The organism is Microbacterium sp. NPDC060117 (genome assembly GCF_042729315.1).
Classification (GTDB): domain Bacteria; phylum Actinomycetota; class Actinomycetes; order Actinomycetales; family Microbacteriaceae; genus Microbacterium.
The window spans coordinates 826,771-850,945 of the sequence record NZ_JBHWXR010000003.1; the positions used below are offsets into that span (position 1 = coordinate 826,771).

A 24,175-nucleotide genomic window follows, 5' to 3' on the forward strand; every position below is an offset into this window, starting at 1 on the left:
TGCCGGATCCCGTCGGTCAGGGGTACTTCGTCAATGCCTTCTGGAAGTCGCCGGCCTTCTTCTCGCTCAGCATGTAGCGGCCCACGATCGCGAGCTGCAGCCCCTCGAGGGGCTCGCCGGTGCGCTGCGAGGTCTGCTCGCGGGACGCGCGGTACTCGCCCGTCGTGTCGTTCGCGAGATCGGTGATGTCGGCGTAGAACCAGCCCGGATCCGGTTCGTCGTCGCTGAACCACTCCCAGTTCACCTGGGTCTCGGGCGTGGCTCCGCCGTACATCTTCGAGATCATCGCCGGATCCACCCCGCTGCCCGGATCGTTGAACGCGACCATGCCGCGCCAGCCGTGCTGCGCGATCACCGACTCGATCGTCTGCATGACCTCGAGCTTGTGGGCGTAGCCGGTCACCGGGGTCGTCGTCGCCCAGGTGTCCGACGTGAAGCGCACCAGCATCGACTCGCCGCCGTAACCGTTGCGCTCAGGGCGCTCCTGGGCATCGGCCGACTTCACCCACTGCAGGCCGTAGTCGGCCGTCAGGCGGGCGCGCACGTCAGCCATGGTCTCGTCCGCCAGTGCCTGCAGCTTCTCGAGGGACTGCTGGTTCAGGAACGTGCTCGGGTCCTTGTCCTTGATGCCGGGATACGCCTCCCAGAGCTTCTGCTTGGCGGTCTTGTGCCCGTCATAGGATCCGGTCGCCGCGACGCGGACGGCGCTCAGGGCGCCCATCGTGCCGACGTTCAGGACCAGGGCGATCGTGAGCGCGGCAGCGCCCAGCACGCGACCCGCCTTCGTCGCCAGCGCGGCGATCGCGAGGCCCAGCACCACGAGCTGCAGCACGAGCATGGTCGCCCCGAAGAATGCGTCGGCGACGCCGATCGCGAGCAGGATCAGCATGATCACGGCGAAGCCGATCGCGGCGCACAGTGCGATCCATCCCAGCGCTTTCGAGGTCGTCGAGCGCGCACCGCCGGAGGCGGCGCGCGACGAAACGCTCCCTTCGAGAGGGCGCTGGGTCTCGTCTCGGGTGCGCTCCACGCGTCCGTGCTCAACGACCCCGGTCGCGGGAGCCGGAGCGGCCGGAGCGGCCGGAGCCGGCACGCCCGGCGTGGCCAGGGGCACCGCCGTGCCCAGCAGCGCGCGCCGCGCACCGCGGTAGCCGCCGGGCGGCGGCACGGGCGGGGCGCCGGCCGAATCGGACACGTACCGGGGCGGATCGCTGCGCTCTACCATGGCTTGTCCGTCCCGCTGCTGCCGCCGTCGTCGGTGCCGCCCTGCTGGTTCTGCTGGCGGTCCTGCTCGCCCTGCTGCAGTTTCTTCTGCAGTTCGTCGAGCTTGTTCGGGTCGGGTGTCTGCGGCTGCGGCGGCTGCTGCGGATCCTGCTTCGGATCCGGGGACTGCTGCTGCTTCTGCTGCTCGTCCTGCTGCTTCTGCTGCAGTCGGTCCTTCTGATCCTTGTTCGACTGGCTCAGGTCGCGCTGCGGATCCGGCGACTGCTCCTGCGCCTGCTTGCTGTCGCACTCCTTGGGTCGATCGGCGTTGACCTGCAGCGCCTGCGCGTAGAACTCGAGCGCCGTGGCGTGGTCCTGGGTGTCGGCGGCCGCGTCGCCCTCGCGCTCGAGCACGAGGGCGAGGTTGAACCGCACCGCGCACACCTCGAGGCCGTGCGCGAGCTTCAGCGATTCCTCGAACTTCTTCTGCCCGGCAGCGAGCTTTCCCGATTCGGCCAGGCCCACGCCCTGATCGAAGGGGGCCTTGTAAGGCTCGAACCAGTTCGCGGGGTTCAGACCCTCGGCGGCGCTCACGGACCCGGAGTAGTCGCCGGCGACGTAGGTGACGATCGACTGGTACGCGAACGTGTACAGACTCACGAGCTTGCCCACGAAGAGCGCGGCGACGAGCAGCAGCGGCAGCGAGCCCCAGGCGATCCAGCGGCGCGCAACGCGGCGACGCCGGTTCGCGGCGAGCAGGGCGTGCGCGTCCTTCGTCTCGTCTTCGGCGCGCTCAGGAACCGGTGGGACGCGCTCGGGAACCGGCGTCGCGGTCGCGGTCATGCGTTCTCACCTCCCGGCGTCGGCCGCGCCGAGAGGCCGCGCATGCGCACGATCAGCATGGTCGCGCGGGCGATCTCGGCGCACAGGAGTGCGGCGACCACCAGCGCCACGATCCAGCTCAGATCGGTGGGCTGCGTGAGCGGGTCGTCCTCGCGGTAGGCGGTGGTCGATTTCGGCGCGGGCGGGAGCACGGTCTTCGCGTCGGCCGTGCGGTGCTCGTAGCCCACGCCGAGCTCGGAGGCGATCCGCTGCAGGTTCTTCTCGTCGATGCGGCTGAGCGCATCGGATCCCTGGTACTGGATGTACGGCCCGACGCCGGAGCCCGACGCGGTGCCGCCGAACGCGCCGGTGGTCTCGCGCATCGGGCCACCCTGACTGGTGCCGTAGCCGAGCACCTCGCCCCCCGAGATCAGCTTCTTCGCGCTGTCGAACGGTTCGGGCTCGGTGGAGACCGTCTGCTCGCCGTCACCGAGGTAGAACACCATCCGCGCGCGGTCGGGCGATGCCTTCTGCGCGTTCTGCAGGGTCTGCGTGAGCAGCTGGTTCGCGATGCCGATCGAGCTGCCCTTCGACTGCCGCGTCACCTCCGGCTGCAGCACCTCGACGGCCGAGACGAGCGCGCCGGTGTCGGTGGTGAGCGGAAGGCGCAGCACCGCGTTCGCGTCGAAGGTGATGAGGGCGAATCGCGCCCCGGGGTATGCCTCGGCGATACGCTGCACGTCCTGGCGGACGCCGGCCATGCGGGTGCTGTCGGCGTTGCCTGCGGATCCGTTCTTCACGCCGTCCCAGTCCTCGGCGACCATGCTCGCGGTGGTGTCGATCGCGATCACCACGTCGGTCGCAGAGGCGAGGGTGCGCACGTGCCCGCCGGGCACGCCCGGCCGAAGCAGCAGCGCCCCGCACGCGAGCACGAGCACCACGCGCAGTGCCCAGATCACAGGACCGGCGCCGGTCGAGGCGCCACCGGGTGCACGGCGCAGCGCACGCACGAGCATCCACACGGTCGCGGCCAGCACGGGAAGCACGAGCAGGATCACCAGGAGCGGTGCCAGGACGGGCTGGAGGATCACAGGCGCACCCTCCAGAGCAGCACGACGAAGCCGAGCGCGATCACGATGAGCGCGGCGATCCACAGCTGCGGCACGTCGGTCCAGATCACGGTGGCCTGACCCTTGAGCTGGGTCGCCTCCTGCTTCTGCACCTGGCTGATGATGTCGCCGACCGTCGTGGTCTCCCGCAGCGCATAGGCCTTGCCGCCTGTCGTGGCTGCGGCGTCGGCCAGCGTCTTGCTGTCGGGCTGGTCGATGCCGTCGACCGGATTGATCGTGTAGATCCGGATCTTCTTCGAGGCCGCGTAGTCGGCGGCCTCCTGCAGGGTGACGATCGGGGATCCGTTCAGCTCGTTGTCGGTCGCGAGGATGATCGAGCGGGCGCGCTGCTCGTCGGCGTGGTCGAAGCGGAGAGCGCAGGAGGCCAGGCCGTCCCCGATGAGCGAGGCGCCGACGCCGTTCATCGTGCCGACCCACTGCTCGGGGACGTCCGTCGAGTAGTCGAGGCCCTTCATGAGGCTGCGCAGGTGCTCCTGGATGAACCGGTAGTCATCGGTGAGGGGGAAGACCTGCACGGCGGAGCTGTTGAAGATCGTGAGCCCGACGCGCTCGCCCTTGAAGCCGTCGGCGAGCTTGTCGAAGATCGACACGATCTCCTTGTCGACGTCGGTCATGGATCCGGACACGTCCAGGCACAGCATGATGTCGCGGTTCGTGGACACCGGCTGGATCGTCTTCTGGGCGATCGGGCGGGCGGCGACCACCCCGCCGAGCACGACGGCGAGTACGCCCAGCGCGACGATGCCCGCGAGCGCCGCCTGGCGTCGGCGCACCGCCCGCTGGAACGCCGGGAGGGAGCGGATCCGCTCAGCGCGCGCGATCGGGGCGCCGGGTGCTGCGGATCCGGTGCTGCGGCCGCGCAGCCCGAGGAGCACGCCGAGCGCGACGGCGACGAGCAGGGCGCCGATGACGGCGAGCAGGATCCAGACGTTGGCTAGTACCACGTGGTCACCACCGTCCGGGCGGCGTCCGCGCCGACGAGCGGGTCGATCGGGGCGGTGCGGCGGAAGATGCTGGGGTAGTAGTTGCGCCCGATCGCATCGATGAGCGCGGGGTGCACGCCCATCCGCACCAGGTCGTCGAGCGCCAGCACGGGCGCCTCGATCCCGCTGTACTCGTTCACGAAGCCGCGCACCACGCGGCTGAAATCGAGGTTGGCGCGGCGGGCGTCGGTGCGTCCTTCGCGGTAGTCGGCCTCGATCTGCGCGATCGCGCCGAGGTACTCCTGCCGCAGCACGGTGGCGACGTCGGCGGTGAAGGCCGGCACCGGGGTCGGCGCTGACGCGACGGCGAGCGCGCGGCGCGGTCGGGTCAGCACGACGACGAGCCAGGCGATCCCGGCGATCAGCACGAGGACGCCGATCGCGAGCAGGATCCAGCCCCAGCCGTACTGGGCCGGCGGGTACAGCTCATCCGTGCCGGACATGCGACCTCGCATCCAGCATCCGCAGCAGCGCGCCGACCGCCTCGTCCTGTTCGGCCAGAGGCACATGCGTGATCTCCAGCCGGCGCAGCAGGGCCTCGGTGCGCGCGGCCTCCGCGGCATCGGCGGCGTGCAGTTCGGCGGCGAGCTCGGCGTCGCCCTGGACGAACTCGGGGATCGCCCAGCGCGTCGCGACATCGCGGCGCGCACGCTGCGGGGCGGCTCCTGAGCCCGTCGAACGCGCTCCGGTCCCCGAGCCCGTCGAAGGGTCCAGCACCGGCTCCGCGTCGCGCAGCGTGATCCAAAGCACGTCGTGCTGCACCCGCAGCCGCCGCAGCAGCCGCTCGGTCTCGTCGGAGACCGGGGCGTCGTCCGTGACCACGACGACGATCATGCGTCGCGCGATCGTGCGCGCGATGTACGACAGCACCGCGTCGCGGTCGCTCGGCGCGGCGGCGGCGTCGACCGCGTGGTCGATCGTGCGCAGGGTGTGCTCCAGCGCGGCCTCGCTGCGGCCGATCTCGCGACGGCGGACGCCCGAGGAATCACCGCTGACCAGGCAGAAATCGTCGCCGTGCCGCAACGCGAGCAGTCCCAGCACGCCGACCGTCAGGATCGCCAGATCCTTCTTCGGCTTCTCGTCGTGGGCGAGCGCGGTCATCGCGAGGCCCGTGTCGACGGCGAAGAGGACGGTGTGCATGCGGGTCGCGAGCGATCGGCGCACTACGGGGGATCCGAGCCGCGCCGTGGCCTTCCAGTCGATGTCGCGGATCTGGTCGCCGTACTCGTAGGCGCGCAGGTCGTCGAAATCGAGGCTGTGCCCGCGCAACAACGACGCGTACGCGCCGTCGAGCGCGTGCGTCGACTTGCGCGTCGAATCGATGAAGAGCTTGCCCTTCACCGGCGTCAGCAGGCTGGCCATGGTGTCCTCTGTCCCTGATCCTCTCGGCGGATCAGGGGGTCGGCACGGCGCCGAACACGGCGTCGATGACGTCTTCGCTGCGCACGTTCTCGGCCTCCGCCTCGAACGTCAGCAGCACCCGGTGCCGGAGCACCAGGTGGCGCAGGTTCCGCACATCCTCGGGGATCACGTACGAGCGCCCGGCGAGCAGGGCGAGCGCGCGCGACGCCTGCAGGAAGGCGATGGATCCGCGCGGACTGGATCCGTACTTGATGTAGCCGCCGAGGGTCTCGCCGATGTACGGCACCGGATTGCGCGTGACGTAGACGAGCGACACGATGTAGTTGCGGATGGCCGGATCCACGTACACCCGCGACGAGATGTCCTGCAGCTGCTCGACGTCGGCGAGCGAGATCGTCGTGGTCGCGTGCCGGTCCGGATCCAGGGCGCCGGAGTCGATGCGGGCGAGCACCTCGAGCTCGTCGGCCGGGCTCGGATACTCGACGATCTCCTTGAGCAGGAACCGATCCATCTGCGCCTCGGGCAGCTCGTAGGTGCCCTCCTGCTCGATCGGGTTCTGCGTCGCGATCACGAGGAACGGACGCGGCACCCGGTGGATCTCCCCGCCGATCGTCGTCTGGCGCTCCTGCATCGCCTCGAGCATCGCCGACTGCGTCTTGGCGCTGGACCGGTTGATCTCGTCGAGCAGCACGAAGTTGGCGTGCACGGGGCCGAGCACGGTGCGGAAGGTGCCGCTCGCGGAGTCGTAGATCTGCGTGCCGGTGATGTCGCTCGGCAGCAGATCGGGGGTGCACTGGATGCGCTTGAAGTCGGCCTTGACCGTGTCGGCGAGGGTGCTCGCGGCGGTGGTCTTCGCGAGGCCGGGCACCGACTCGAGCAGGATGTGGCCGCCGGCCATGAGCGCGAGCAGCAGGCTCGTGCGCAGGCGCTCCTGCCCGACCATGCGGGCGGAGTACGCGTCCGACACGGTGTCGAGGATCTCGCGCGCGCGCGCCATCTCCGCCTCGGTCGGGGCGGGCTTCGCGTCTGCGGTCGTGGCACCCGGTGCGGGGGCGACGGCCGCGGGGGCCGGAGCCGCCGGCGGAGCCGCCGCAGCGGCAGCCGCGGGGGGCGTGGTCGTCGCGGGCTGCGGGGCGGGCGCGACAGGCTGTTCGCGCCGGATGCTCGGTGCGGGCGGCATGGGCGGGGCCGGCGGGATCGCGGGCGGGGGAGTGACGATGCCCGCTGGAAGCGGAGCGGATGCGCCCGCCGGCGGAGGCGGCGTCTGCGCGGCGAACGCGGCGGCGTCGTTGTTCTGGCTCACGAGCGGATCCCCCTGTGGTTCTGGCGCGCGCGATCCGATCGCACGCGGCCCTGCCAGCGTAACCGCCGAGTCTGACGATGCGACGCGGACCGGATGGGGAGGACTCCCCATCCGATACTGCGGGGTGACGCGAAGGGCCGCGGGAGGTCGTAGCGTGGATCGGACCGCACGCGACCGCGGAAGGGGGCGGCATGACTGTCGAGAGCCTGCAGGCTGCAGCGCATCCGTGGCGGCGTCGCCTGGGGATCCTGCCGCTGCGCGTCGCGCCGGGACGCGCGAACCTCGCGATCTGGGCCTTCGCGATCGTGTGCGCGCTGGCGCAGCTGGCGGTCTCCGCCTCGCTCGGCGTCACCCTCTACCGGATTCCGCTCGCGGCGGCGCTGATCCTGTCGCTCGTGCAGGCCGGAGCCATCGTGCTCGCGCTGTTCGCACCGGTCTGGGCGACGGTGTTCGCGCTGATCGCGGGCAATGCGCTCTCCGGCCTCGCCGTGCCGGGGCCGGATCGGCCGTGGCCGATCGCAGCGTCGACCATCGTCGCGTACACCCTGGTCTGGATCGGCGTCTCACTGCGGGCGCGCTGGTGGCTGCCGGTCGCCGGGTGGGCCTTCAGCGTGCTGTCCGCGGTCATGGTCGCCGTGGATGCACCCACCAGGCCTGACGACGGACTCGTGATCGCCGACCTCATCGTGTTCGCGGCGGTCACGCTCGGCGGCGTGCTCGTCGGAGTGGCGATCCGAAACTGGTCGCTCCTGCGCGCCCAGCTGCGGGCGGAACGTGCGGCCACCGCCGCGGAGCTCGCCCGTCGGGAGGCCGTGCAGGACAAGGCGCGCATCGCCCGCGAGCTGCACGACGTGGTGGCGCACGGCATGTCCGCGATCCAGGTGCGTGCAGCCAGTGCGCGGTACCGCATGCCGGATCTGCCGGACGAGGCGGCGGCGGAGTTCGACGAGGTCGCCGCCACCGCGCGATCTGCGATGAAGGAGATGCGCGTGATCCTCGGGCTGCTCCGCGACGAGGAGGGCGAGGTGGACCACGCGCCGCAGCCGGGGCTCGCCGACCTCCCGGTGCTCATCTCCCGGGCGAACGACCTCGCACCCGTCTCGGAGACCGGATCCTGGCAGCTCGCGCCGGCGGAGCAGAGCAACCCGCTGCTGGGGCTCACCGCCTACCGCGTGGTGCAGGAGGGGCTGAGCAACGTCGCCCGGCACGCCCCCGGCGCGGCGACGGAGATCGACTGGACCGAGACGCCGACGGAGCGCGGGATCAGGATCCGCAACGCGGCGCCGACACGAGCGGCCGCACCGCGTTCGGACGGCGGCGGGCATGGCCTGCGCGGAATGCGCGAGCGGGTCGAGGCGATGGGCGGCACCGTGGCGGCCGCCGCCACGGGCGACGGCGGATACGTGCTGCAGGTGCGTATTCCGCGGGAGGAGCAGGCATGACGACGGTGTTGATCGTGGATGACCAGGCGATGCTCCGGGCGGGTTTCGCCGCGATCCTGCAGGCGCAGGACGGGCTCGACGTCGTCGGGCAGGCCGCGGACGGGGCCGAGGGCGTCGACGAGGCGCGCCGGCTGCACCCCGACGTGGTGCTCATGGACGTGCGGATGCCGAACCTCGACGGCATCGAGGCGACCCGCAGGATCATCGCCGCCGCCGAGCGCGACCGCCGCACCCCGCCCGCCGTCCTGGTGCTCACCACCTTCGACGCCGACGAGTACGTGCACGACGCCCTGCACGCGGGGGCGAGCGGATTCCTGCTCAAGGACGCCCTGCCCGAGGAGCTCGTGCAGGCGGTGCGCGTGGTGGCGGCGGGCGACGCCCTGCTCGCGCCGCGCATCACCCGGCGGCTGCTCGAGAGGTTCGCCGAGAACCGTCCGCGTTCGAACACGGCCGAGCTGCGCCTGAAGGGGCTCACCGAGCGCGAGCACGAGATCCTCGTGCTTGTGGGGCGCGGGCTGTCGAACCGCGAGATCGCGGCCGACCTCTTCCTCGCCGAGCAGACGGTCAAGACGCATGTGAGCCGGATCTTCTCCAAGCTCGGGTTGCGCGACCGCGTGCAGGCCGTGATCCTCGCCTACGACGCCGGCCTGGTGGCGCCCTCCGGCTGAGACCGGCTCGGCCGGTCGACCGGGACCGGCTCAGCCCGCCGTCGAGACCGCGACCCCGAACACGGAGAGTCCGACGACGAGGAAGATGATCAGGATCAGCGCCCACACGAGCAGGATGAAGCTCGAGATGATCACTCCGGCCACGGCCATGCCGCGTCCCGCCGGCTCCTTGCGCAGGCCCGCGATACCCAGGATCAGCGCCGCGATCGGGACGAGGAACGTGAAGCCGAACACGATCGAGACGAGCGCGAGCACCATGGACGCGATGCTCATCCCCTTGGGCTCCGGCGCCACGAGGTAGGCGGGCATCGGGTAGTACGGCTGGCCGCCGGCCGGATGCTGCACCATCGGATACGGCGGCGCGGGCTGATGCGGCCCGGGCTGCGGGTCCTGCGGATAGGTCATGAGCTTCCCCCTGGTCCGGTGACGCGACGCGCCCCCACTCCTTCCTAGCGCAGTCGTGCCGAGCTCGCGCCCGTCGTCGCGAACCTGCGACACCGATCGCCGTGAGTGATACCGCAGTAGGGGGTGGATCCGGCTCCGCAGCGGGACGCGGAGGGCGTGACCTGGGCCCGACGGTAGGGGAATGGCACTCCTCACTCCCGTCCTCGCCCCGGCACTCGCCGGCCCGGCACCCACCGTCGTCCCCGGTTCGAAGGCCGCGCGCGACACTGCCGTGGACGGGGTGAGGGCGATCCTGCTGGGCGTCGTGGTGCTGCTGCACTCGCTCATGGTCGGGGTGAGCGTCGCGTCCGACGGATCCCCGATCCTGCGCAACGCGATGGAGGGCTGGGACGGGTTCGCACCTCTCACCTGGATCCTGCAGATCATGCCGCTGTTCTTCGTGCTGGGCGGCTTCGCGTCCTACACGCAGTGGACGCGGCAGCGGGCGAAGGGCGCGACCGCCGGCGACTACGTGGCGGGGCGCATGCGCCGGCTGCTGCTCCCCGCATCCGGCGCGATCCTCGCCACCGCGGTGGTGCTGGCCGGTCTGGTGGTCGCCGGGGTGCCGGCGGACATCGTCGCCACGGCCGGATTCCGGATCAGTCAGCCGCTGTGGTTCCTGGGCGTCTACCTCGGCTGCTCCGCGCTCGTGCCGGTCATGGTGCGACTCCACGAGCGGCACCGGATCCTCACGGTGGCCGCGCTCGCCGCCGGCGTCGTCGCGGTCGACATCGTGCGCGGCGCGACCGGCGTCACCGCGATCGGACTCCTGAACATGGTCTTCGTCTGGCTGCTGCTGCAGCAGCTCGGCTTCGCGGTCGCGGACGGATCCTTTGACCGGATCCGCCGGGCGCCGCTGTCGGCCATCGCCGCCTCGGCCGTCATCGTGGCGGGCGTCCTGATCCTCACCGGCGCCGCTCCGGCCGACCTCATCACGGCGCTCAACCCGCCGATGGCGATCCTCGTCCTGGTCGGCGTCGCGCAGACCGCTCTGTTCCTCGCCCTGCGTCCGCGGCTTCGCGCCTGGGCCGCGGGCCCGCGCGCGGCGGCCGCGGTGGGGTGGATCAACGCCCGGGCGATGACGATCTACTCCTGGCACATGCTGGTCGTGGTCGCGCTCGCCGGAGCGCTGCTGCTCTCGCCGCTCACCCTGCCCGTGCCGCTCAGCGCCGGGTGGTGGGCGAGCCGGCCGTTGTGGTTCGCGGCGGTGCTGGTCGCCGTCGCCCTCGTCGTCGCGCGCGCGGGCCGCCGCGAGGCCGCCCGCGAGACCCCGACGATCCCGGTCGGCACCGGGCGTGCGACGACCTCCGCGCTGCTGGGCACGGCCGGTGTCGTCACGATCCTCGTGGCCGGATCCTCGCCGTCGGGATGGGTCCTGGGTGCGGTGCTGGTGACCGTCGCCCTGCGGCTCGCGCGCGCCGTACGCCGCTGAGGGCGGCACGCGCTCGCACGTGCACGAAATGTCGGATCCGGCTGACGCTACGCTTCCGGCAGGGGCGGGCGACGACGGAGGGCGGTGCGGCGATGGTGGACCACGCGATGCGGGAGCGGCGCGGCCCCTTCGAGGGCGGCGCGCTGTTCTCCGGGCCGGAGGGGCTCGCGAGGCTCTCGGTCTCCTCGCGCATGTCGAGCCCGAGTCCGCACCGCCATCGCACGCTCGTCGCGACGACGACTTTCGGCGAGATGTTCGCGACGCGGATCCGCTCCCGCCACCTTCACGCCGAGCGCACCCCCGAGGGCCTCGATGATCCGTACTCGGGGTACGCGCAGATCGGCTTCGTGCTGTCCGGCCGCATGCGCATCGAACAGTCCGGCCGGCAGAGCGCGATCGGACCAGGCGCGGTCAGCCTGCTCGTGGGAAGCATTCCGTTCCGGACCAGGATCGACGACGAGGCGGAGTCCGTCCAGCTGTATCTGCCGCTGCGCCTGATGCTCGCCCACGGCTACGCGCCGGAGGCCTGGGCGGGCCTGACCTGGGAGAGCACGCCGTCGGCGATGGCGCTGCACCAGGTCCTGCGCGCGGTGACCAACGGTGCGAACCCGGTGCCGGCCTCCTCGGCCACGCATGTGGGCCACGCGCTGCGTGAGTTCGCTCTTGCAGCGCTGCATGAGGCCGCCGATCGCGTGCCGGCGGGGTACGACGCGAAGGCCATGTACCGGGAGCGGGCGAAGGCGGTGATCGCCGACCGATTCGCGGATCCCTCCTTCGATGTCGCTGCGCTCGCCGAAGACCTGCGGGTGAGTCCGCGATACCTGCACGCGCTCTTCCACGGCGAGGATCTGAGTGCGGGGGCGCTGCTGCGCGAGACCCGGATCCGTCTTGCCGGGACCCTGCTCGCCGGGTCCCGCACCCGGAACCTGACCATCGCGGCGATCGCACGGCTGAGCGGTTTCGGCGGCGATGATCAGTTCTCGCGGGCCTTCCGCCGCGCACACGGCGTGACGCCCTCCGAGTACCGGGCGCAGCACCGCGGATCCGCGGTCTGAGCGATCCGACGTTTCACGCAGGAGCCGTGAGGGGCCCCTTCCCGGGCAGACCGTTATATCGGTACGGTTCGAGTGCCACAGCGTGGCCACCGGAGTCCTGGTCGAGGGATTCGTGCTCAAGAGGGGGACGGATGGACAACGAAGGATCACGCGCGGAGCGCGCACCGAGGAGTCGGCGCCCCAGGCCCGGCCTCAGCATCCAGTCGAAGCTGCTGATCATGCTGCTCGGAGTGAGCCTGGTGTCCGCCCTCATCATCGGGGCCGTCGGCTTCCTCAACGGGCGCAGTTCGCTGCATGCGAGCTCGATCGATCAGCTCACCACCATCCGCGAGATGCGCACGCATGAGATGCAGGTCGCGCTCGACGACGTCAAGCGCACCGCCTCGCTGAACTCGCGCAACCTCAGCGCGCAGAACATGTCGAAGGCGCTCAACGACGGCTTCGAGCAGCTGCGGGGCAGCGTGCTGGACGACGCTCAGTCGGCGACGCTGAGCAGCTACTACGCCGACACCTTCGTGCCGCTGCTGGAGAAGCGCACCGGCGACGCCTACGGGGCGCGCGCGTTCATCCCCGATTCCGCACCCGGGCAATGGCTGCAGGCGCACTACACGGCCCGCAACACGACGCTCGACGATGCCGGATACGAGGCGAATCTGATGAACGACGACGCGGGAGACGGATCCGCGTATTCGGCGGCCGCGGGGCGTTACGGGGACTACTTCTCGCGCCTCATCAACCAGGCGCACTACGAGGATGCGCTGCTGCTCAACCTCTCGGGCGATGTCGTCTACACGGCGTACAAGGGGCCCGAGCTCGGCACGAACCTCGAGACCGGTCCGTTCCGCGACTCGAAGCTGGCGGACGCCTACCGCGAGGCCGTCGCGACGAACTCGGTCGACGCCGTGGTGCTGACCGACTTCGAGCGATGGACGCCGTCACTGGGCACCCCGTCGATGTGGATCGTCTCGCCGATCGGCAACGACACCGCGATCACCGGTGTGCTCGCGCTGCAGCTGCCGCTGAGCTTCGTGAACGACGTCATGACCGGGCAGAACGGCTGGAAGGGCCAGGGTCTGGGCAGCACCGGCGAGGTGTACCTGGTGGGCCGTGACGGCCTGATGCGCAGCACGTCGCGCGAGGTGGTCGAGCATCCGAAGCAGTACGCGCAGCGCGTGATCGACCACGGCACGTCGCCGTCCGTCGCGAAGCGGGCGACCGAGGTGAAGGGCACGGTGCTCATCCAGCCCATCACCGGCGATGCGCTCACGCGGGCGCAGAGCGGCAAGAGCGGCACGCTGGAGGGATCCGACTACATCAGCGGGTCGAGCGTCGTCAGCTACGGTCCGCTCAAGGTCGACGACCTGGACTGGAGCGTCATCGCACGCATCGACTCCTCCGAGGCGTTCGCGCCGGTGGACGACTTCACCCGGATCGTGCTCATCTCCTTGCTCGGGATCATGCTGGCCGTCGCGCTGCTCTCCCTGCTGCTGGCCCAGGTGTTCACGCGCCCCATCAATCGGCTGGTCGGAGCCGTGCACCGGGTCGCGGAGGGCGATCTGGATGTGCAGGTGCCGACCGGGTCTCGTGACGAGTTCGGCGACCTCGGCAGCGCGTTCAACGACATGGCTTCGAGCCTGCGCATCAAGCAGGAGCTCATCGACGATCAGCGCACCGAGAACGAGAAGCTCCTGCACACGCTCATGCCGCAGAGCGTCGCCGAGCGCTACAAGCAGGGCGACGAGGCGATCACCGAGGCGCACGACGACGTCTCCGTGGTGTTCGCCGAGCTCATCGGCTTCGACGAGTACGGCCGCGGAATCGCCGCCGAGGACGAGATCGCGCAGCTCAACGCGCTCATGCGGGGGTTCGACGAGGCCGCGGAGAAGGCCGGCGTCGAGAAGGTGCGCACGCTGCACGGCGGCTACCTCGCCTCGTCGGGACTGATCGTGCCGCGCGTGGACAACGTGCGTCGCGCGGTCGAGTTCGCGACCAGTCTGCGGGACGTGCTCGACCGCTTCAACGCGCAGTACGGCACCTCGATCGGGCTGCGCGCGGGCGTCGACACCGGGTCGGTGACGAGCGGTCTGGTCGCGCGCACCTCGCTCGCCTACGACCTGTGGGGTGACGCGGTGAATCTCGCCTACCGCGTCCGCTCGGTCTCCGGCGACCCCGGGATCTATGTCAGTCAGCGCGTGCACGAGCGCACCTCCGAGATGATCGACTACACCGAGGCCGGCACGGTCGAGGTGCGGGGCAAGGCCGAGACCGTGTGGAAGGTCGCCTGACATGGGCGTCTTCCAGCAGGGATGGACCTGGGGGCTGATCGCGCTCGCGGTCGGGGTGCCGGTGGTGCTGGTCGGGCTCACCGAGCTGCTCGGCGCCCTGCGCCGACGCGGCAACCCGCTGGCCAAGCCGGTCGCGCTGCTGCGGAACGCGGTCATCCCGGCAGGCGCCCTGTTCGCGTTGCTCGCGTTCGCGGTCGGGCAGAAGGACGACGGCTACGTCTGGGTGCGCGTGGTCGCCACGCTCTTCGGATTCCTGCTGATCCTGCTCGTGCTCTCCGCGTTCAACGTGGTGCTGTTCTCCAACGCGGAGGAGGGGTCGTGGCGGCGCCGCGTGCCGTCGATCTTCGTCGAGATCGCGCGGCTCGTGCTCGTGGTCGTGGGCCTCGCGATGCTGTTCTCCTGGGTGTGGGACGCCGACGTCGGGGGGTTGTTCACCGCCCTCGGCGTCACCTCGATCGTCATCGGGCTGGCGCTGCAGAACGCGGCGGGCGGCGTGGTCTCGGGACTGCTGCTCCTCTTCGAGCAGCCGTTCAAGATCGGCGACTGGCTCGACACCGGCGGCGTGAAGGGACGTGTCGTCGAGGTCAACTGGCGCGCCGTGCACATCGACACCGGATCCGGGATCCAGATCGTGCCGAACTCGACGCTCTCCGGCGCCTCGTTCACGAACATGAGCGAGCCCACGGGGCCCTACTACGCGACGGCGTCCTTGAAGTTCAGCACCGACGATCCGCCGCAGGAGGTGCTGGCCCTCCTCGTCCAGCTCGCCGACGGCCTGCCGATGAGGTGGCGCGACGAGCGGGCCACGGCGGAGTACACGGGTGCCGCCGGCTACGCCGTGTCGATCCCGATCAACGCCCCCGGCGAGGCCTCGGGCGCCCTCTCGCTCTACTTGTCGTGGCTCTGGTACGCCGCGCGCCGCCGCGGCTTCGCCCTCGATGGGGATGCGTCGGATCCGATCGCCGAGCCCGCGATGCTCGACGCCGCGATCGAGGAGGCGGCGCCGATCCTGCGTCTGGACGAGGCCGGCAAGGAGATCCTGCGCGCCGGGGCGCGGCTGCAGCGCTACGGTGTCGGCGAGACCGTGCTGCGCGCGGGCATCGTGCCGAACGAGGTGCACCTGGTCATGACAGGCGGCGTCGCGATGCTGCATGAGGCGGACGGGGCGCGCATCACCGTCGCCGAGAGCGGCCCGCGCGAGCTCATCGGACAGACCGCGCTCACCCGGGAGCGCACGACCGTGACGATCGTCGCGACCGAGGTGCTCACCGCGATGAGGATCCCCCTCGCGGTGATCGACGAGCTCATCCGCGCACATCCTCGGCTCGCGGCCGAGATCGGACAGTCGCTCGACCTCAAGCGGGCGGCTGCGGCCGAGGTGCTGGCCGCAGCGGGCTTGGCCCGGGGCGAGATCCGTCCGCGCTGAAGCCGATCCTCGCGAGGGCGGCTCCGTGCTGCCGCGCTGTCCGCGGGGCGGCCGTCGTCATCCCCGTGCGGTCGGCGCGGGCGTCGGCGGATCCGGTGGTGCGGCAGGGCGCCGGCGCAGTCGCGTCACCAGCACGCCCAGCAGGCAGAGCGCGCCGCCCAGGAACATGAGCGGCGTCGGCACCTCGCCGAGGATCAGCCAGGACAGCAGGATCGCGATCGCCGGCACCACGTAAGTGGTCGCGGACGTCTGCCCCGCCGTGCTGCGCTGCAGGACGTAGGCCCAGGTGGTGAAGGCGATCGCGGTCGGGAAGATCCCGAGATAGACCACCCACAGGGTCGCGTCGAGCGGTGCGGACTGCAGCGCGCCGACGAGGCTGCCCGTCCACGGCAGCAGCGTGATGGTGCCGGCCGCCGCGCCCAGCCAGGTGAGCGTGGTGGCGTCGGCGCCGGCGCTCAGCAGGTGCTTCTGCAGCAGCGTGCACCCCGCGTACATGACCGCGGCGAGCAGCGCGAGCAGAAGGCCGGCGATGTCGATGGCCCCGCTCTTGGTCGAGGAGTTCAGGCCGATGAGGACCACGCCGCCGAAGGCGATCGGGGCTCCGATCAGCAGCGGCTTCGGGAAGCCCTCGCGCAGGAACAGCCCGCTGAAGACGACCACCATGAGCGGCGCCAGGTTGACCACCATCGCGGCGGTGCCGGCGTCGAGGGTGTGCTCCGCGGCGTTGAGCGCGAGGTTGTAGACGCAGAACCAGCCCACGCCCCACACGGCGACGAGCAGCCAGTGCCGTCGTGACGGCAGGCGGATCCCGCGTCTCAGCGCGATGACGGTGAGGGCCACGGTGCCTACCGCCATGCGCAGCAGGGCGAGGGCGCCAGGGTCGAAGTGCGGACCCGCGCCGCGGATGCCGATGAAGGCCGAGGCCCACAGCACCACCGTGACCACGGCCGCCGTCAGGACGAGGGCTCCGTTGCGCCGTGGAGCGGGCGTGCTCGTGCCGTCGCCCTGTGCGGGGCCACGCATCCGTTCCGGGGTGGTCTCGGTCATCCTTCGATCGTCGCAGGGACCTCCGACATCGGTCGAGCACGGCGGCCGCCATCGGTCGCCGAGATCCCGCCAGGCGCTCGGGCGGAGGATCACACGCGGTCGTGGCGCGGCGCGGCGCCCGCACCCCGTCAGATCGAGTTGCGGTGCGCCTGGATGGGCTCGCCGGCGGTGCCGTCCGCATATGCGGCGGTGATCATCGGATTCCCGATACCCAGATCGAGCGCGCCCGCGCCGACCGTGATCGATGCGCGGCCGGATCCGTCGAAGGTCACGGATCCGGCCGATGCGCCGCCGTACGTCACGGACGCGGTCGAGCGGGGCTGCCCGGACAGGCTCAGCGTGTAGCTGCTCAGGATCCGGATCCCGAGCAGGCCGACGGTCTGATTCGGGGTGATCCCCGTGAAGGCGAGGGGCGCGGGCGCAGCCGGGACCTGCGGCGGCGCGGGTGCCGGCGCCGGTGCGGGCGCCGGGGTGCCGGGCGCGTCGGGAGCGGGGGTGCTCTGCGGCGGGAGCGACCCGGGGTCACCGTCCGGGGCGGGCGCGTCGGGTGCGGGCGCGACGACGGTCTCGACGGGAGGCGGGGTCGTCGAGGGAGGCGCCGCGGGGGACGTCGGTCCGGCGGACGTCGGGGATCCGCCGCCCTCGAAACCGCCTTGAGTGCGCGGATCCGGATCCCCGGGTGCGGAGATGTCCTGGCCACCGGCCGCGGCATCGCCCGGCGTGCGCGGGAGCCAGAGGCCGGCCGCACCGAGGCCGAGGCACAGCACCACGGCGGCGCCGGACACCCACAGTGCGACCCGGCGCCGCGGCGCGGCGTTCCCGGGCGCGGCCTTCCCTGGCGCGGCCGGTTCGATCGGCGCGGCGACGGGCAGAGCCAGGGTGTCGGCGAGCGTCGCCCCGGCAGGCGCGAGAGGCGCGGCGAGAGGCGCGGCGAGCTGAGGTCCGCGCAGCGACGCCGCCTCCTGCGACTCGCGGAGCAGGCGCGCCTCACGACGCGTGGCTGCCGCGGGTGACGCGTGCGGGCCCGCGGAGGGCTGGTCCGTCGGCTCTGTCATCGTGGTGGTCTCCGTCGGGGCACTGCGCCGGCCCCGCGCCCTTCACGTTACCGGCAGCCGCAGGGTTTCTCCTCGGCCCGTCGTCGTGCAGGCGCCTCTCCGAGCGGTGCCGGTCGTCGCAGGATCCGGCCGCGCGCCACCGCCCCGCGGCCGGTCGGCGCCCTCCGATAGACTGGCCCCGCCCGATCGGGCCAGCTCATCAGCCGGTGCAAACCCGGCGAAAAGCACGGCGGTCACTGCGGCCGCAAAGGGGGTTCACCCATGCCAGGAATCGTGATCGTCGGCGTCCAGTGGGGCGACGAGGGCAAGGGCAAGGCCACGGACCTGCTCGGCGAGCGCACGGACTGGGTCGTCAAGTTCAACGGCGGCAACAACGCAGGGCACACGGTCGTCGTCGGCGACGAGAAGTACGCCCTGCACCTGCTGCCCTCCGGCATCCTCTCGCCCGGCGTGACCCCCGTGATCGGCAACGGCGTCGTGATCGACCTGGAGGTGCTGTTCCACGAGCTCGAGGCCCTCGGATCCCGCGGCATCGACACGTCGCGCCTGAAGGTGAGCGCCAACGCGCACATCATCACCCAGTACCACCGCACGCTCGACAAGGTCACTGAGCGCTTCCTCGGCAAGCGCATGATCGGCACCACGGGCCGCGGCATCGGCCCGGCCTACGCCGACAAGATCAACCGCGTGGGCATCCGCGTGCAGGACCTCTTCGACGAGAACATCCTGCGCCAGAAGGTCGAGGGCGCCCTCGACCAGAAGAACCACCTGCTGGTGAAGGTCTTCAACCGCCGCGCCATCACCTGCGACGAGATCGTCGAGGACCTGCTCTCCTACGCCGAGCGGCTGCGCCCGATGGTCGCCGACACGAGCCACCTGCTCGACGACGCACTGCAGCGCGGCGAGGTCGTCGTGTTCGAGGGTGGCCAGGCCACGATGCTCGACGTCGACCACGGCACTTACCCGTTCGTGACGTCCTCCTCGGCGACCGCGGGAGGAGCGGCGACCGGATCCGGTGTCGGGCCCCGCCGCCTCGACCGCATCGTCGGCATCGTGAAGGCCTACACGACCCGCGTCGGATCCGGCCCGTTCCCCACCGAGCTCTTCGACGAGCAGGGCGACTGGCTGCGCGCGCGCGGCTTCGAGTTCGGCACCACCACCGGGCGTCCGCGCCGGGTCGGCTGGTACGACGCGCCCATCACGCGATACGCGACCCGCGTCAACGGCATCACCGACCTCGTGCTCACCAAACTCGACATCCTCGACGGGCTCGACCAGATCCCCGTGTGCGTCGCCTACGACGTCGACGGCGTGCGCTTCGACGACGTGCCGGTGAACCAGAGCGACTTCCACCACGCGAAGCCGATCCTGGAGTACTTCCCGGGCTGGCAGGAGGACATCTCCTCGGCGCGCACGTTCGAGGAGCTGCCGAAGAACGCCCAGGATTACGTGCTGGCGCTGGAGAAGATGAGCGGCACCCGCATCTCGGTGATCGGCGTCGGCCCGGAGCGCGACCAGGTCGTCGTCCGGCACGACCTCGTCGACTGACGCCTGCGGGGCAGCACCCGCGCCGAGCGCACGGGATGCTGCCGAATACACGGGCTATCGGCGCGAACGACTTGTGCACTCGGCAACAGGGCGTGCACTCGGCGAGAGAGTGAGGATGCGATGACGCGATTCTGGATCGGCGGCTACGGCGTCGACATGGAGGGGCCGGCCGACGGGATCGGCCTGCTCGCCGTCGACGAGGGACACGGCCCGACCACGCTCGCCTACCGCGGTGCGGTGGCGCCCGCCCCGTCACCGTCGTGGCTCGCACAGCACCCGAACCTCGATGTGGTCTACGCGGCGCTCGAGGGATCCGGCGAGGTCGCCGCGTTCGCGCGGACGGGCGAGACCGCGCTGCGCCCGCTCGGCCGTCCTGTGGCGGCCGGACAGTACGTGTGCCACCTCGCGGTCGCCCCCGACGGCCGGTTCCTCGTCGCGAGCTGCTACGGCGACGGCCGCGTGGTGCGGATCGGGCTCGACGCCGACGGCGGGCTGGTGCCCGACGCTCGCGACAAGGCCGCCGAGCTGCGGGAGGCTCTGTTCGGCGAGGACGGCCTCGAAGGCGGCACGGACTCCGGTGATCCGGACGAATGGCGGGAGATGCGCCGTCTGGCGGATGAAACGCCGGGTTCCGTTCAGCCGAACGGTGATTCCCCAGCCAAACGGCCGGCACGCGAGGCCAAGGCGGTGGTGGATCCGTACGCGTCGGATCCGCACCGCCTCGACCCGAACGGCGACCCCCGGGTCTCGCACGCGCATGCCGCCGTGTTCCTGCCCGACGGGCGGATCGCCACGACCGACCTCGGCTACGACCTCGTGCGGATCTGGCGCCCAGCGGCATCGGGGCTGGCGCTCGATCATGAGGTCGTGCTGCCTCGCGGATCCGGTCCGCGGCACATGGTGGTGCACCCCAGCGGGCACCTGCACGTGGTCACCGAGTACTCCTGCGAGCTGTTCACCCTGGCCGCCGACCGTGAGGGGCGCTGGGGGCTGGTCGCGGGCACCCCGGTCTCGGCGATCGTGACGCCAGGGCACGACTACCCCGCCGAGCTCAGCCGCTCCCGGGACGGCGAGACGCTCTACGCCGGGGTGCGGGGCAGCAACACCATCGCCGCACTCCGCGTGCGAGGATCCGGTGAGCGCGTCGAACCACTGGCGCTCGCCGACACGGGCGTCGACTGGCCGCGCCACCACCTCGTGCATGACGGGGCGCTGCTCGTCGCGGGCCAGCGCTCGAATGAGATCAGCGTGCTGGAGCTGGATGACCGTACCGGTGCGCCGGGTCGTGTCCGGCACCGCACACCAGCGCCCGCCCCCACGCACCTGCTGCTCGCGTGCTGAGTCCCCGCCCTAGACTCGCGCTATGACCCCTTCGCCCTCGGCGTCCGTCGGCCAGGTCGTGGTGCTGCTCGAGCGCTGGCCGGATCCGGTTCCGCCGGCTGAACTTCCGCTCCGGGGCGCGATGCGGGCGGGCGCCAGGGTCGTGTTCGTGATCCTGCTCCTGCTCGCCACCGTCGTCGGCGCGGGGAGCATCATCCCGCTCTGGACCATGCCGACCCCGGGGGTCTGGTTCTCCGTGCTCTTCACCGCGTTCATCGCGGCGGTCGTGGTCGTGCTCTGGCTCGTCTACATCGGTGCGCTGGCTCACAGCGCGTCGAGGGCGCGCGCCCTCGCACGCTGGCGTGCGGCGGCCGGTGCCGTCGAGCGGCTCGACGGCACGGTCGTCGCGCGCACGGTCTCGACGATCGAGGACGGCGGCGTCGACCGTTTCGAGCTCACCGTCGACACCCCCGCGGGCCGGTCGTCCGCGGCGTGGGAGCGCCCCACCGCCCGCACCCGGATGCTCCTGCAGACCCAGGTGCCCGGGGTGGGCGCGGGTGTGCGGATGTGGCGGATCCGCGACGCGGAGGCCGAGGATCCGCTGGTCGTCGAGGTTCTGGATCCGTCGGTCATCACGTCCTCCTCCCCTGTGGATCCGGTCTGACCTCCTCAGGAATCCCGACCGCACGCGTCCTGTTCTGGGAGGGTGGATGAGGTCGCGTGCAGCGCTGGACCGCGATGACTCCCGGATCGAGAGGCGGAACCCATGACCGACGAATACGACCTGATCGTGCTGGGCGGCGGCCCGGTCGGAGAGAACGTGGCCGACCGCGCCGTGCAGGGCGGGCTCACCGCCGTGATCGTGGAGAGCGAGCTGGTCGGCGGTGAATGCTCGTACTGGGCGTGCATGCCGTCGAAGGCGCTGCTGCGCTCGCCGCAGGCGCTGCGCACGGCCCAGCACGTCGGCGGCGCGGCCGAGGCGGTCACCGGCGCCCTCGACGTGCGCGCGGTGCTCGACCGGCGGGACTCGTTCACGAGCCATTGGCAGGACGACGGTCAGGTCGCCTGGCTCGACTCCGCCGGGATCGACCTCCTCCGCGGGCACGGGCGCCTGAGCGGCGAGCGGCGGGTCGCCGTGACCACACCGGACGGCAGCGTGCGCACCCTCACCGCCCGGCACGCGGTCGTGATCAGCACCGGATCCGACGCCGCGATCCCGCCGATCCCCGGCTTGCATGAGGCGAACCCGTGGACCAGCCGCGAGGCCACGAGCGCCGAGGAGATCCCCGCCTCGCTCGTGGTGATCGGCGGCGGTGTGGTCGCCGTCGAGATGGCCACCGCCTACGCCTCGCTCGGCGCGGAGGTCACCGTGCTCGCCCGGAGCGGACTGCTCGGATCCGTCGAGCCGTTCGCCGGCGAGCTCGTCGCCGAGGGTCTGCGCGCGCTCGGCGTCGACGTGCGCACGGGCGTCGCCACGAAGAGCGTCTCCCGCGATGCCGACGGGGTCACGGTGAGCACGGACGGCGGCGACGTGCGCGCCGCGGAGATCCTCGTCGCCACCGGTCGCACGCCCCGCAGCGGCGACATCGGTCTGGAGACGGTGGGCCTCGCTGCGGGGCGCTCGATCCGCACCGACGACACCCTGCGGGTGCCCGGCGTGGACTGGCTCTACGCCGTCGGCGACGTGAACGGCCGGGTGCTGCTCACCCATCAGGGCAAGTACCAGGCGCGCGCCGCGGGCGACGTGATCGCGGCGCGCGCGAAGGGCGAGCCCGTCGACGACGACCGCTGGGGACGGCACGTCGCGACGGCCGACCACGCCGCCGTGCCGCAGGTGGTCTTCGGTGAGCCCGAGGTGGCGGCCGTGGGGGTCACCGCGGCAGCTGCGCGCGAGGCCGGCCATCGCGTCCGCGAGGTCGAGGTCGAGTTCTCCTCGGTCGCCGGCGCCTCGCTGCACGCCGACGGCTACCGGGGTCGCGCGCACATGGTCGTGGATGAGGAGCGGCAGGTGCTGCTCGGCGTGACCCTGGTCGGATCCGATGTCGCGGAGCTCATCCACGCCGCCACGATCGCGGTCGTCGGCGAGGTCCCGCTCGCCCGGCTCTGGCACGCGGTGCCGTCGTATCCGACCATGAGCGAGGTGTGGCTGCGCCTCCTGGAGGCCTACGGCCGGCAGTCGGCCTGAATGCTGCCCTGCCCCGGGTCGCCCTTTCTGGTTTCAGAGCGCGCAAATGGTTCCATTCCGGCCCCGGATCCAGCCATTTGCGCGCTCTGAAACAGGGGCCGTCCGCTCGAAAGGGGAATCCGGACGGCGAGCCCACTGTTTCCGATGTCGGAGGCATCGCCTACTGTCGGAAGGGCGCCGCAGCGCACGCGGAAGCACGTGTCTCATCGATCTGAACAGGACGGACGAGCATGCAAGCAGTTTTTGACGGACGGATCATCGCGAACGCCGATGACGCCGACGTGGTGGTCATCGAGGGCAACCGGTACTTCCCGCCGACCTCGGTCACCGAGGGCGTGCTGCAGGAGAGCCCGACGCCCTACACGTGCGTGTGGAAGGGCGAGTGCCAGTACTACTCGCTCCGGGTGGACGAGCAGGTCCACAAGGATCTGGCCTGGGCGTACCCGCACCCCTATCCCACCGCGATCGAGCGGGTCGGGGTCGACTTCTCCGGCTACGTCGCGTTCGACCGCACCGTGACCATCCGTGAGGGCGATGTGCCCGAGGAGGGGGCGCTCCCCTGAGGGGCGCTGAGCCGATGATCGAGTTCCGTTCCGTCACGAAGACGTTCCCCGACGGCACCTGCGCCGTCGACGACTTCAGCCTGGTCATCCCGGCCCGGCAGACCACCGTGCTGGTCGGATCGTCCGGATCCGGCAAGACCACGCTGCTGCGCATGATCAACCGCATGGTCGAGCCCACGTCCGGCGCCGTCGAGATCGATGGCGAGAGCGTCCTCGACGGGGATCCGGTCGCCCTGCGCCGCCGCATCGGCTACGTCATGCAGAACTCCGGGCTGATGCCGCACTTCACCGTGATCGACAACGTCGCCACGGTGCTGCGCCTGAACGGCGTCTCCCGGCGTGAGGCGCACGCCCGCGCGCGGGAGCTGCTCGACACGGTCGGTCTCGATCAGGCACTCGCCGACCGCTATCCCAGCCAGCTCTCCGGAGGGCAGCAGCAGCGCGTCGGCGTCGCGCGCGGGCTGGCGGCGGATCCGAACATCCTGCTCATGGACGAGCCCTTCGGGGCGGTGGATCCGATCGTTCGCACCGAACTGCAGCAGGAGCTGCTCCGACTGCAGCGCGAACTCGGAAAGACCGTGGTGTTCGTCACCCACGACATCGACGAGGCGCTCCTGCTCGGCGACCGCATCGTCATCCTCGACAAGGCCGCGCGGATCGTCCAGCAGGGCACTCCGGAGGAGATCCTCGCCGCCCCCGCCGACGACTTCGTGGCGGCGTTCATCGGCGCGGACCGCGGACGGCGGGCCCTGCACCTCAAGCAGACGCCGCAGGGCACCCTGATCGTCGACGCCGACGGGCGCGCGCAGGGGACGCTGGTGCAGTCGCCGGCCTCACTGCTGGACGCTCATCCGCCGCGGGCGGCGGATGACGTCGACATCGACGCAGGGACCATCCACTGA

General features: G+C 71.4%; 22 protein-coding genes. 12 read left to right on the top strand and 10 right to left on the bottom strand.

The window, feature by feature from the left end; all coding sequences use genetic code 11:
• Window positions 1-16: 16 nt before the first annotated feature.
• From ACFWCK_RS15570 to ACFWCK_RS15600, 7 genes are read right to left on the bottom strand one after another with little or no spacing between them, the layout of a single operon-like run.
• Window positions 17-1,225 carry a hypothetical protein gene (locus ACFWCK_RS15570; RefSeq protein ID WP_378806701.1) on the bottom strand — a complete coding sequence of 403 codons (1,209 nt, stop codon included), beginning with the start codon at window positions 1,223-1,225 and terminating at the stop codon, window positions 17-19.
• Window positions 1,219-2,046 (bottom strand): hypothetical protein, encoded by an 828-nt coding sequence (locus ACFWCK_RS15575; protein WP_378806702.1) that lies wholly within the window; start codon window positions 2,044-2,046, stop codon window positions 1,219-1,221. Before ACFWCK_RS15575 ends, ACFWCK_RS15570 begins: the two co-directional genes overlap by 7 nt.
• Complete coding sequence (locus ACFWCK_RS15580) at window positions 2,043-3,116, bottom strand: VWA domain-containing protein (protein ID WP_378806703.1); 1,074 nt, start codon at window positions 3,114-3,116, stop codon at window positions 2,043-2,045. Before ACFWCK_RS15580 ends, ACFWCK_RS15575 begins: the two co-directional genes overlap by 4 nt.
• Window positions 3,113-4,099 (bottom strand): VWA domain-containing protein, encoded by a 987-nt coding sequence (locus ACFWCK_RS15585; protein WP_378806704.1) that lies wholly within the window; start codon window positions 4,097-4,099, stop codon window positions 3,113-3,115. Before ACFWCK_RS15585 ends, ACFWCK_RS15580 begins: the two co-directional genes overlap by 4 nt.
• Entirely contained in the window at window positions 4,090-4,581 is a 492-nt protein-coding gene (locus ACFWCK_RS15590; RefSeq protein WP_378806705.1) for a hypothetical protein, read from the bottom strand. The genes ACFWCK_RS15585 and ACFWCK_RS15590 overlap by 10 nt, the downstream gene beginning before the upstream one ends.
• The gene (locus tag ACFWCK_RS15595; protein ID WP_378806706.1) at window positions 4,565-5,500 is read right to left on the bottom strand and encodes a DUF58 domain-containing protein; all 936 of its coding nucleotides are present in this window, start codon (window positions 5,498-5,500) and stop codon (window positions 4,565-4,567) included. The genes ACFWCK_RS15590 and ACFWCK_RS15595 overlap by 17 nt, the downstream gene beginning before the upstream one ends.
• A gap of 31 nt (window positions 5,501-5,531) precedes the next feature.
• A complete protein-coding gene (locus ACFWCK_RS15600; protein ID WP_378806765.1) occupies window positions 5,532-6,497 on the bottom strand; it encodes an AAA family ATPase in 966 nt (321 codons plus the stop codon).
• 497 nt (window positions 6,498-6,994) lie between these two features.
• Here ACFWCK_RS15600 and ACFWCK_RS15605 point away from each other — a divergent pair, with 497 nt between their 5' ends.
• Together ACFWCK_RS15605 and ACFWCK_RS15610 are read left to right on the top strand one after the other, a co-directional pair.
• Window positions 6,995-8,245, top strand: a complete 1,251-nt coding sequence (locus tag ACFWCK_RS15605) for a sensor histidine kinase (RefSeq protein ID WP_378806707.1) — start codon at window positions 6,995-6,997, stop codon at window positions 8,243-8,245.
• Entirely contained in the window at window positions 8,242-8,913 is a 672-nt protein-coding gene (locus tag ACFWCK_RS15610) for a response regulator transcription factor (RefSeq protein ID WP_233311742.1), read from the top strand. The genes ACFWCK_RS15605 and ACFWCK_RS15610 overlap by 4 nt, the downstream gene beginning before the upstream one ends.
• 30 nt (window positions 8,914-8,943) lie before the next feature.
• On the opposite strand, the gene ACFWCK_RS15615 is transcribed toward ACFWCK_RS15610, so the two are convergent.
• Window positions 8,944-9,318: a DUF4190 domain-containing protein gene (locus ACFWCK_RS15615; RefSeq protein ID WP_378806708.1), complete on the bottom strand. Its 375-nt coding sequence runs from the start codon at window positions 9,316-9,318 to the stop codon at window positions 8,944-8,946.
• A 181-nt stretch (window positions 9,319-9,499) separates the two neighbouring features.
• On the opposite strand from ACFWCK_RS15615, the gene ACFWCK_RS15620 reads away from it, so the two are divergent.
• The 4 genes from ACFWCK_RS15620 to ACFWCK_RS15635 all read left to right on the top strand — a co-directional run bounded on the left by ACFWCK_RS15620 (window position 9,500) and on the right by ACFWCK_RS15635 (window position 15,555).
• Window positions 9,500-10,789 carry an acyltransferase gene (locus ACFWCK_RS15620; RefSeq protein WP_378806709.1) on the top strand — a complete coding sequence of 430 codons (1,290 nt, stop codon included), beginning with the start codon at window positions 9,500-9,502 and terminating at the stop codon, window positions 10,787-10,789.
• Window positions 10,790-10,881: 92 nt separating this feature from the next.
• The gene (locus ACFWCK_RS15625; RefSeq protein WP_378806710.1) at window positions 10,882-11,844 is read left to right on the top strand and encodes a helix-turn-helix domain-containing protein; all 963 of its coding nucleotides are present in this window, start codon (window positions 10,882-10,884) and stop codon (window positions 11,842-11,844) included.
• A gap of 131 nt (window positions 11,845-11,975) precedes the next feature.
• A complete protein-coding gene (locus tag ACFWCK_RS15630) occupies window positions 11,976-14,129 on the top strand; it encodes an adenylate/guanylate cyclase domain-containing protein (RefSeq protein WP_378806711.1) in 2,154 nt (717 codons plus the stop codon).
• 1 nt (window position 14,130) lies between these two features.
• On the top strand, window positions 14,131-15,555 hold the full coding sequence (locus ACFWCK_RS15635) for a mechanosensitive ion channel domain-containing protein (protein ID WP_233311734.1): 1,425 nt from the start codon (window positions 14,131-14,133) through the stop codon (window positions 15,553-15,555).
• A 57-nt stretch (window positions 15,556-15,612) separates the two neighbouring features.
• On the opposite strand, the gene ACFWCK_RS15640 is transcribed toward ACFWCK_RS15635, so the two are convergent.
• A complete protein-coding gene (locus tag ACFWCK_RS15640; protein WP_378806712.1) occupies window positions 15,613-16,602 on the bottom strand; it encodes a DMT family transporter in 990 nt (329 codons plus the stop codon).
• A 128-nt stretch (window positions 16,603-16,730) separates the two neighbouring features.
• Complete coding sequence (locus ACFWCK_RS15645; protein WP_378806713.1) at window positions 16,731-17,657, bottom strand: hypothetical protein; 927 nt, start codon at window positions 17,655-17,657, stop codon at window positions 16,731-16,733.
• A gap of 261 nt (window positions 17,658-17,918) precedes the next feature.
• On the opposite strand from ACFWCK_RS15645, the gene ACFWCK_RS15650 reads away from it, so the two are divergent.
• The 6 genes from ACFWCK_RS15650 (at window position 17,919) to ACFWCK_RS15675 (ending at window position 24,175) form a co-directional block, all read left to right on the top strand.
• A complete protein-coding gene (locus ACFWCK_RS15650; RefSeq protein WP_378806714.1) occupies window positions 17,919-19,205 on the top strand; it encodes an adenylosuccinate synthase in 1,287 nt (428 codons plus the stop codon).
• 120 nt (window positions 19,206-19,325) lie between these two features.
• On the top strand, window positions 19,326-20,546 hold the full coding sequence (locus tag ACFWCK_RS15655) for a lactonase family protein (protein WP_378806715.1): 1,221 nt from the start codon (window positions 19,326-19,328) through the stop codon (window positions 20,544-20,546).
• A gap of 22 nt (window positions 20,547-20,568) precedes the next feature.
• Window positions 20,569-21,189: a hypothetical protein gene (locus ACFWCK_RS15660; protein ID WP_378806716.1), complete on the top strand. Its 621-nt coding sequence runs from the start codon at window positions 20,569-20,571 to the stop codon at window positions 21,187-21,189.
• Between the two features lie 102 nt (window positions 21,190-21,291).
• Window positions 21,292-22,710, top strand: coding sequence for a dihydrolipoyl dehydrogenase family protein (locus ACFWCK_RS15665; RefSeq protein WP_378806717.1), 1,419 nt, complete (start codon window positions 21,292-21,294; stop codon window positions 22,708-22,710).
• 230 nt (window positions 22,711-22,940) lie between these two features.
• Entirely contained in the window at window positions 22,941-23,273 is a 333-nt protein-coding gene (locus tag ACFWCK_RS15670; RefSeq protein ID WP_378806718.1) for a DUF427 domain-containing protein, read from the top strand.
• A gap of 14 nt (window positions 23,274-23,287) precedes the next feature.
• On the top strand, window positions 23,288-24,175 hold the full coding sequence (locus tag ACFWCK_RS15675) for an ABC transporter ATP-binding protein (protein WP_378806719.1): 888 nt from the start codon (window positions 23,288-23,290) through the stop codon (window positions 24,173-24,175).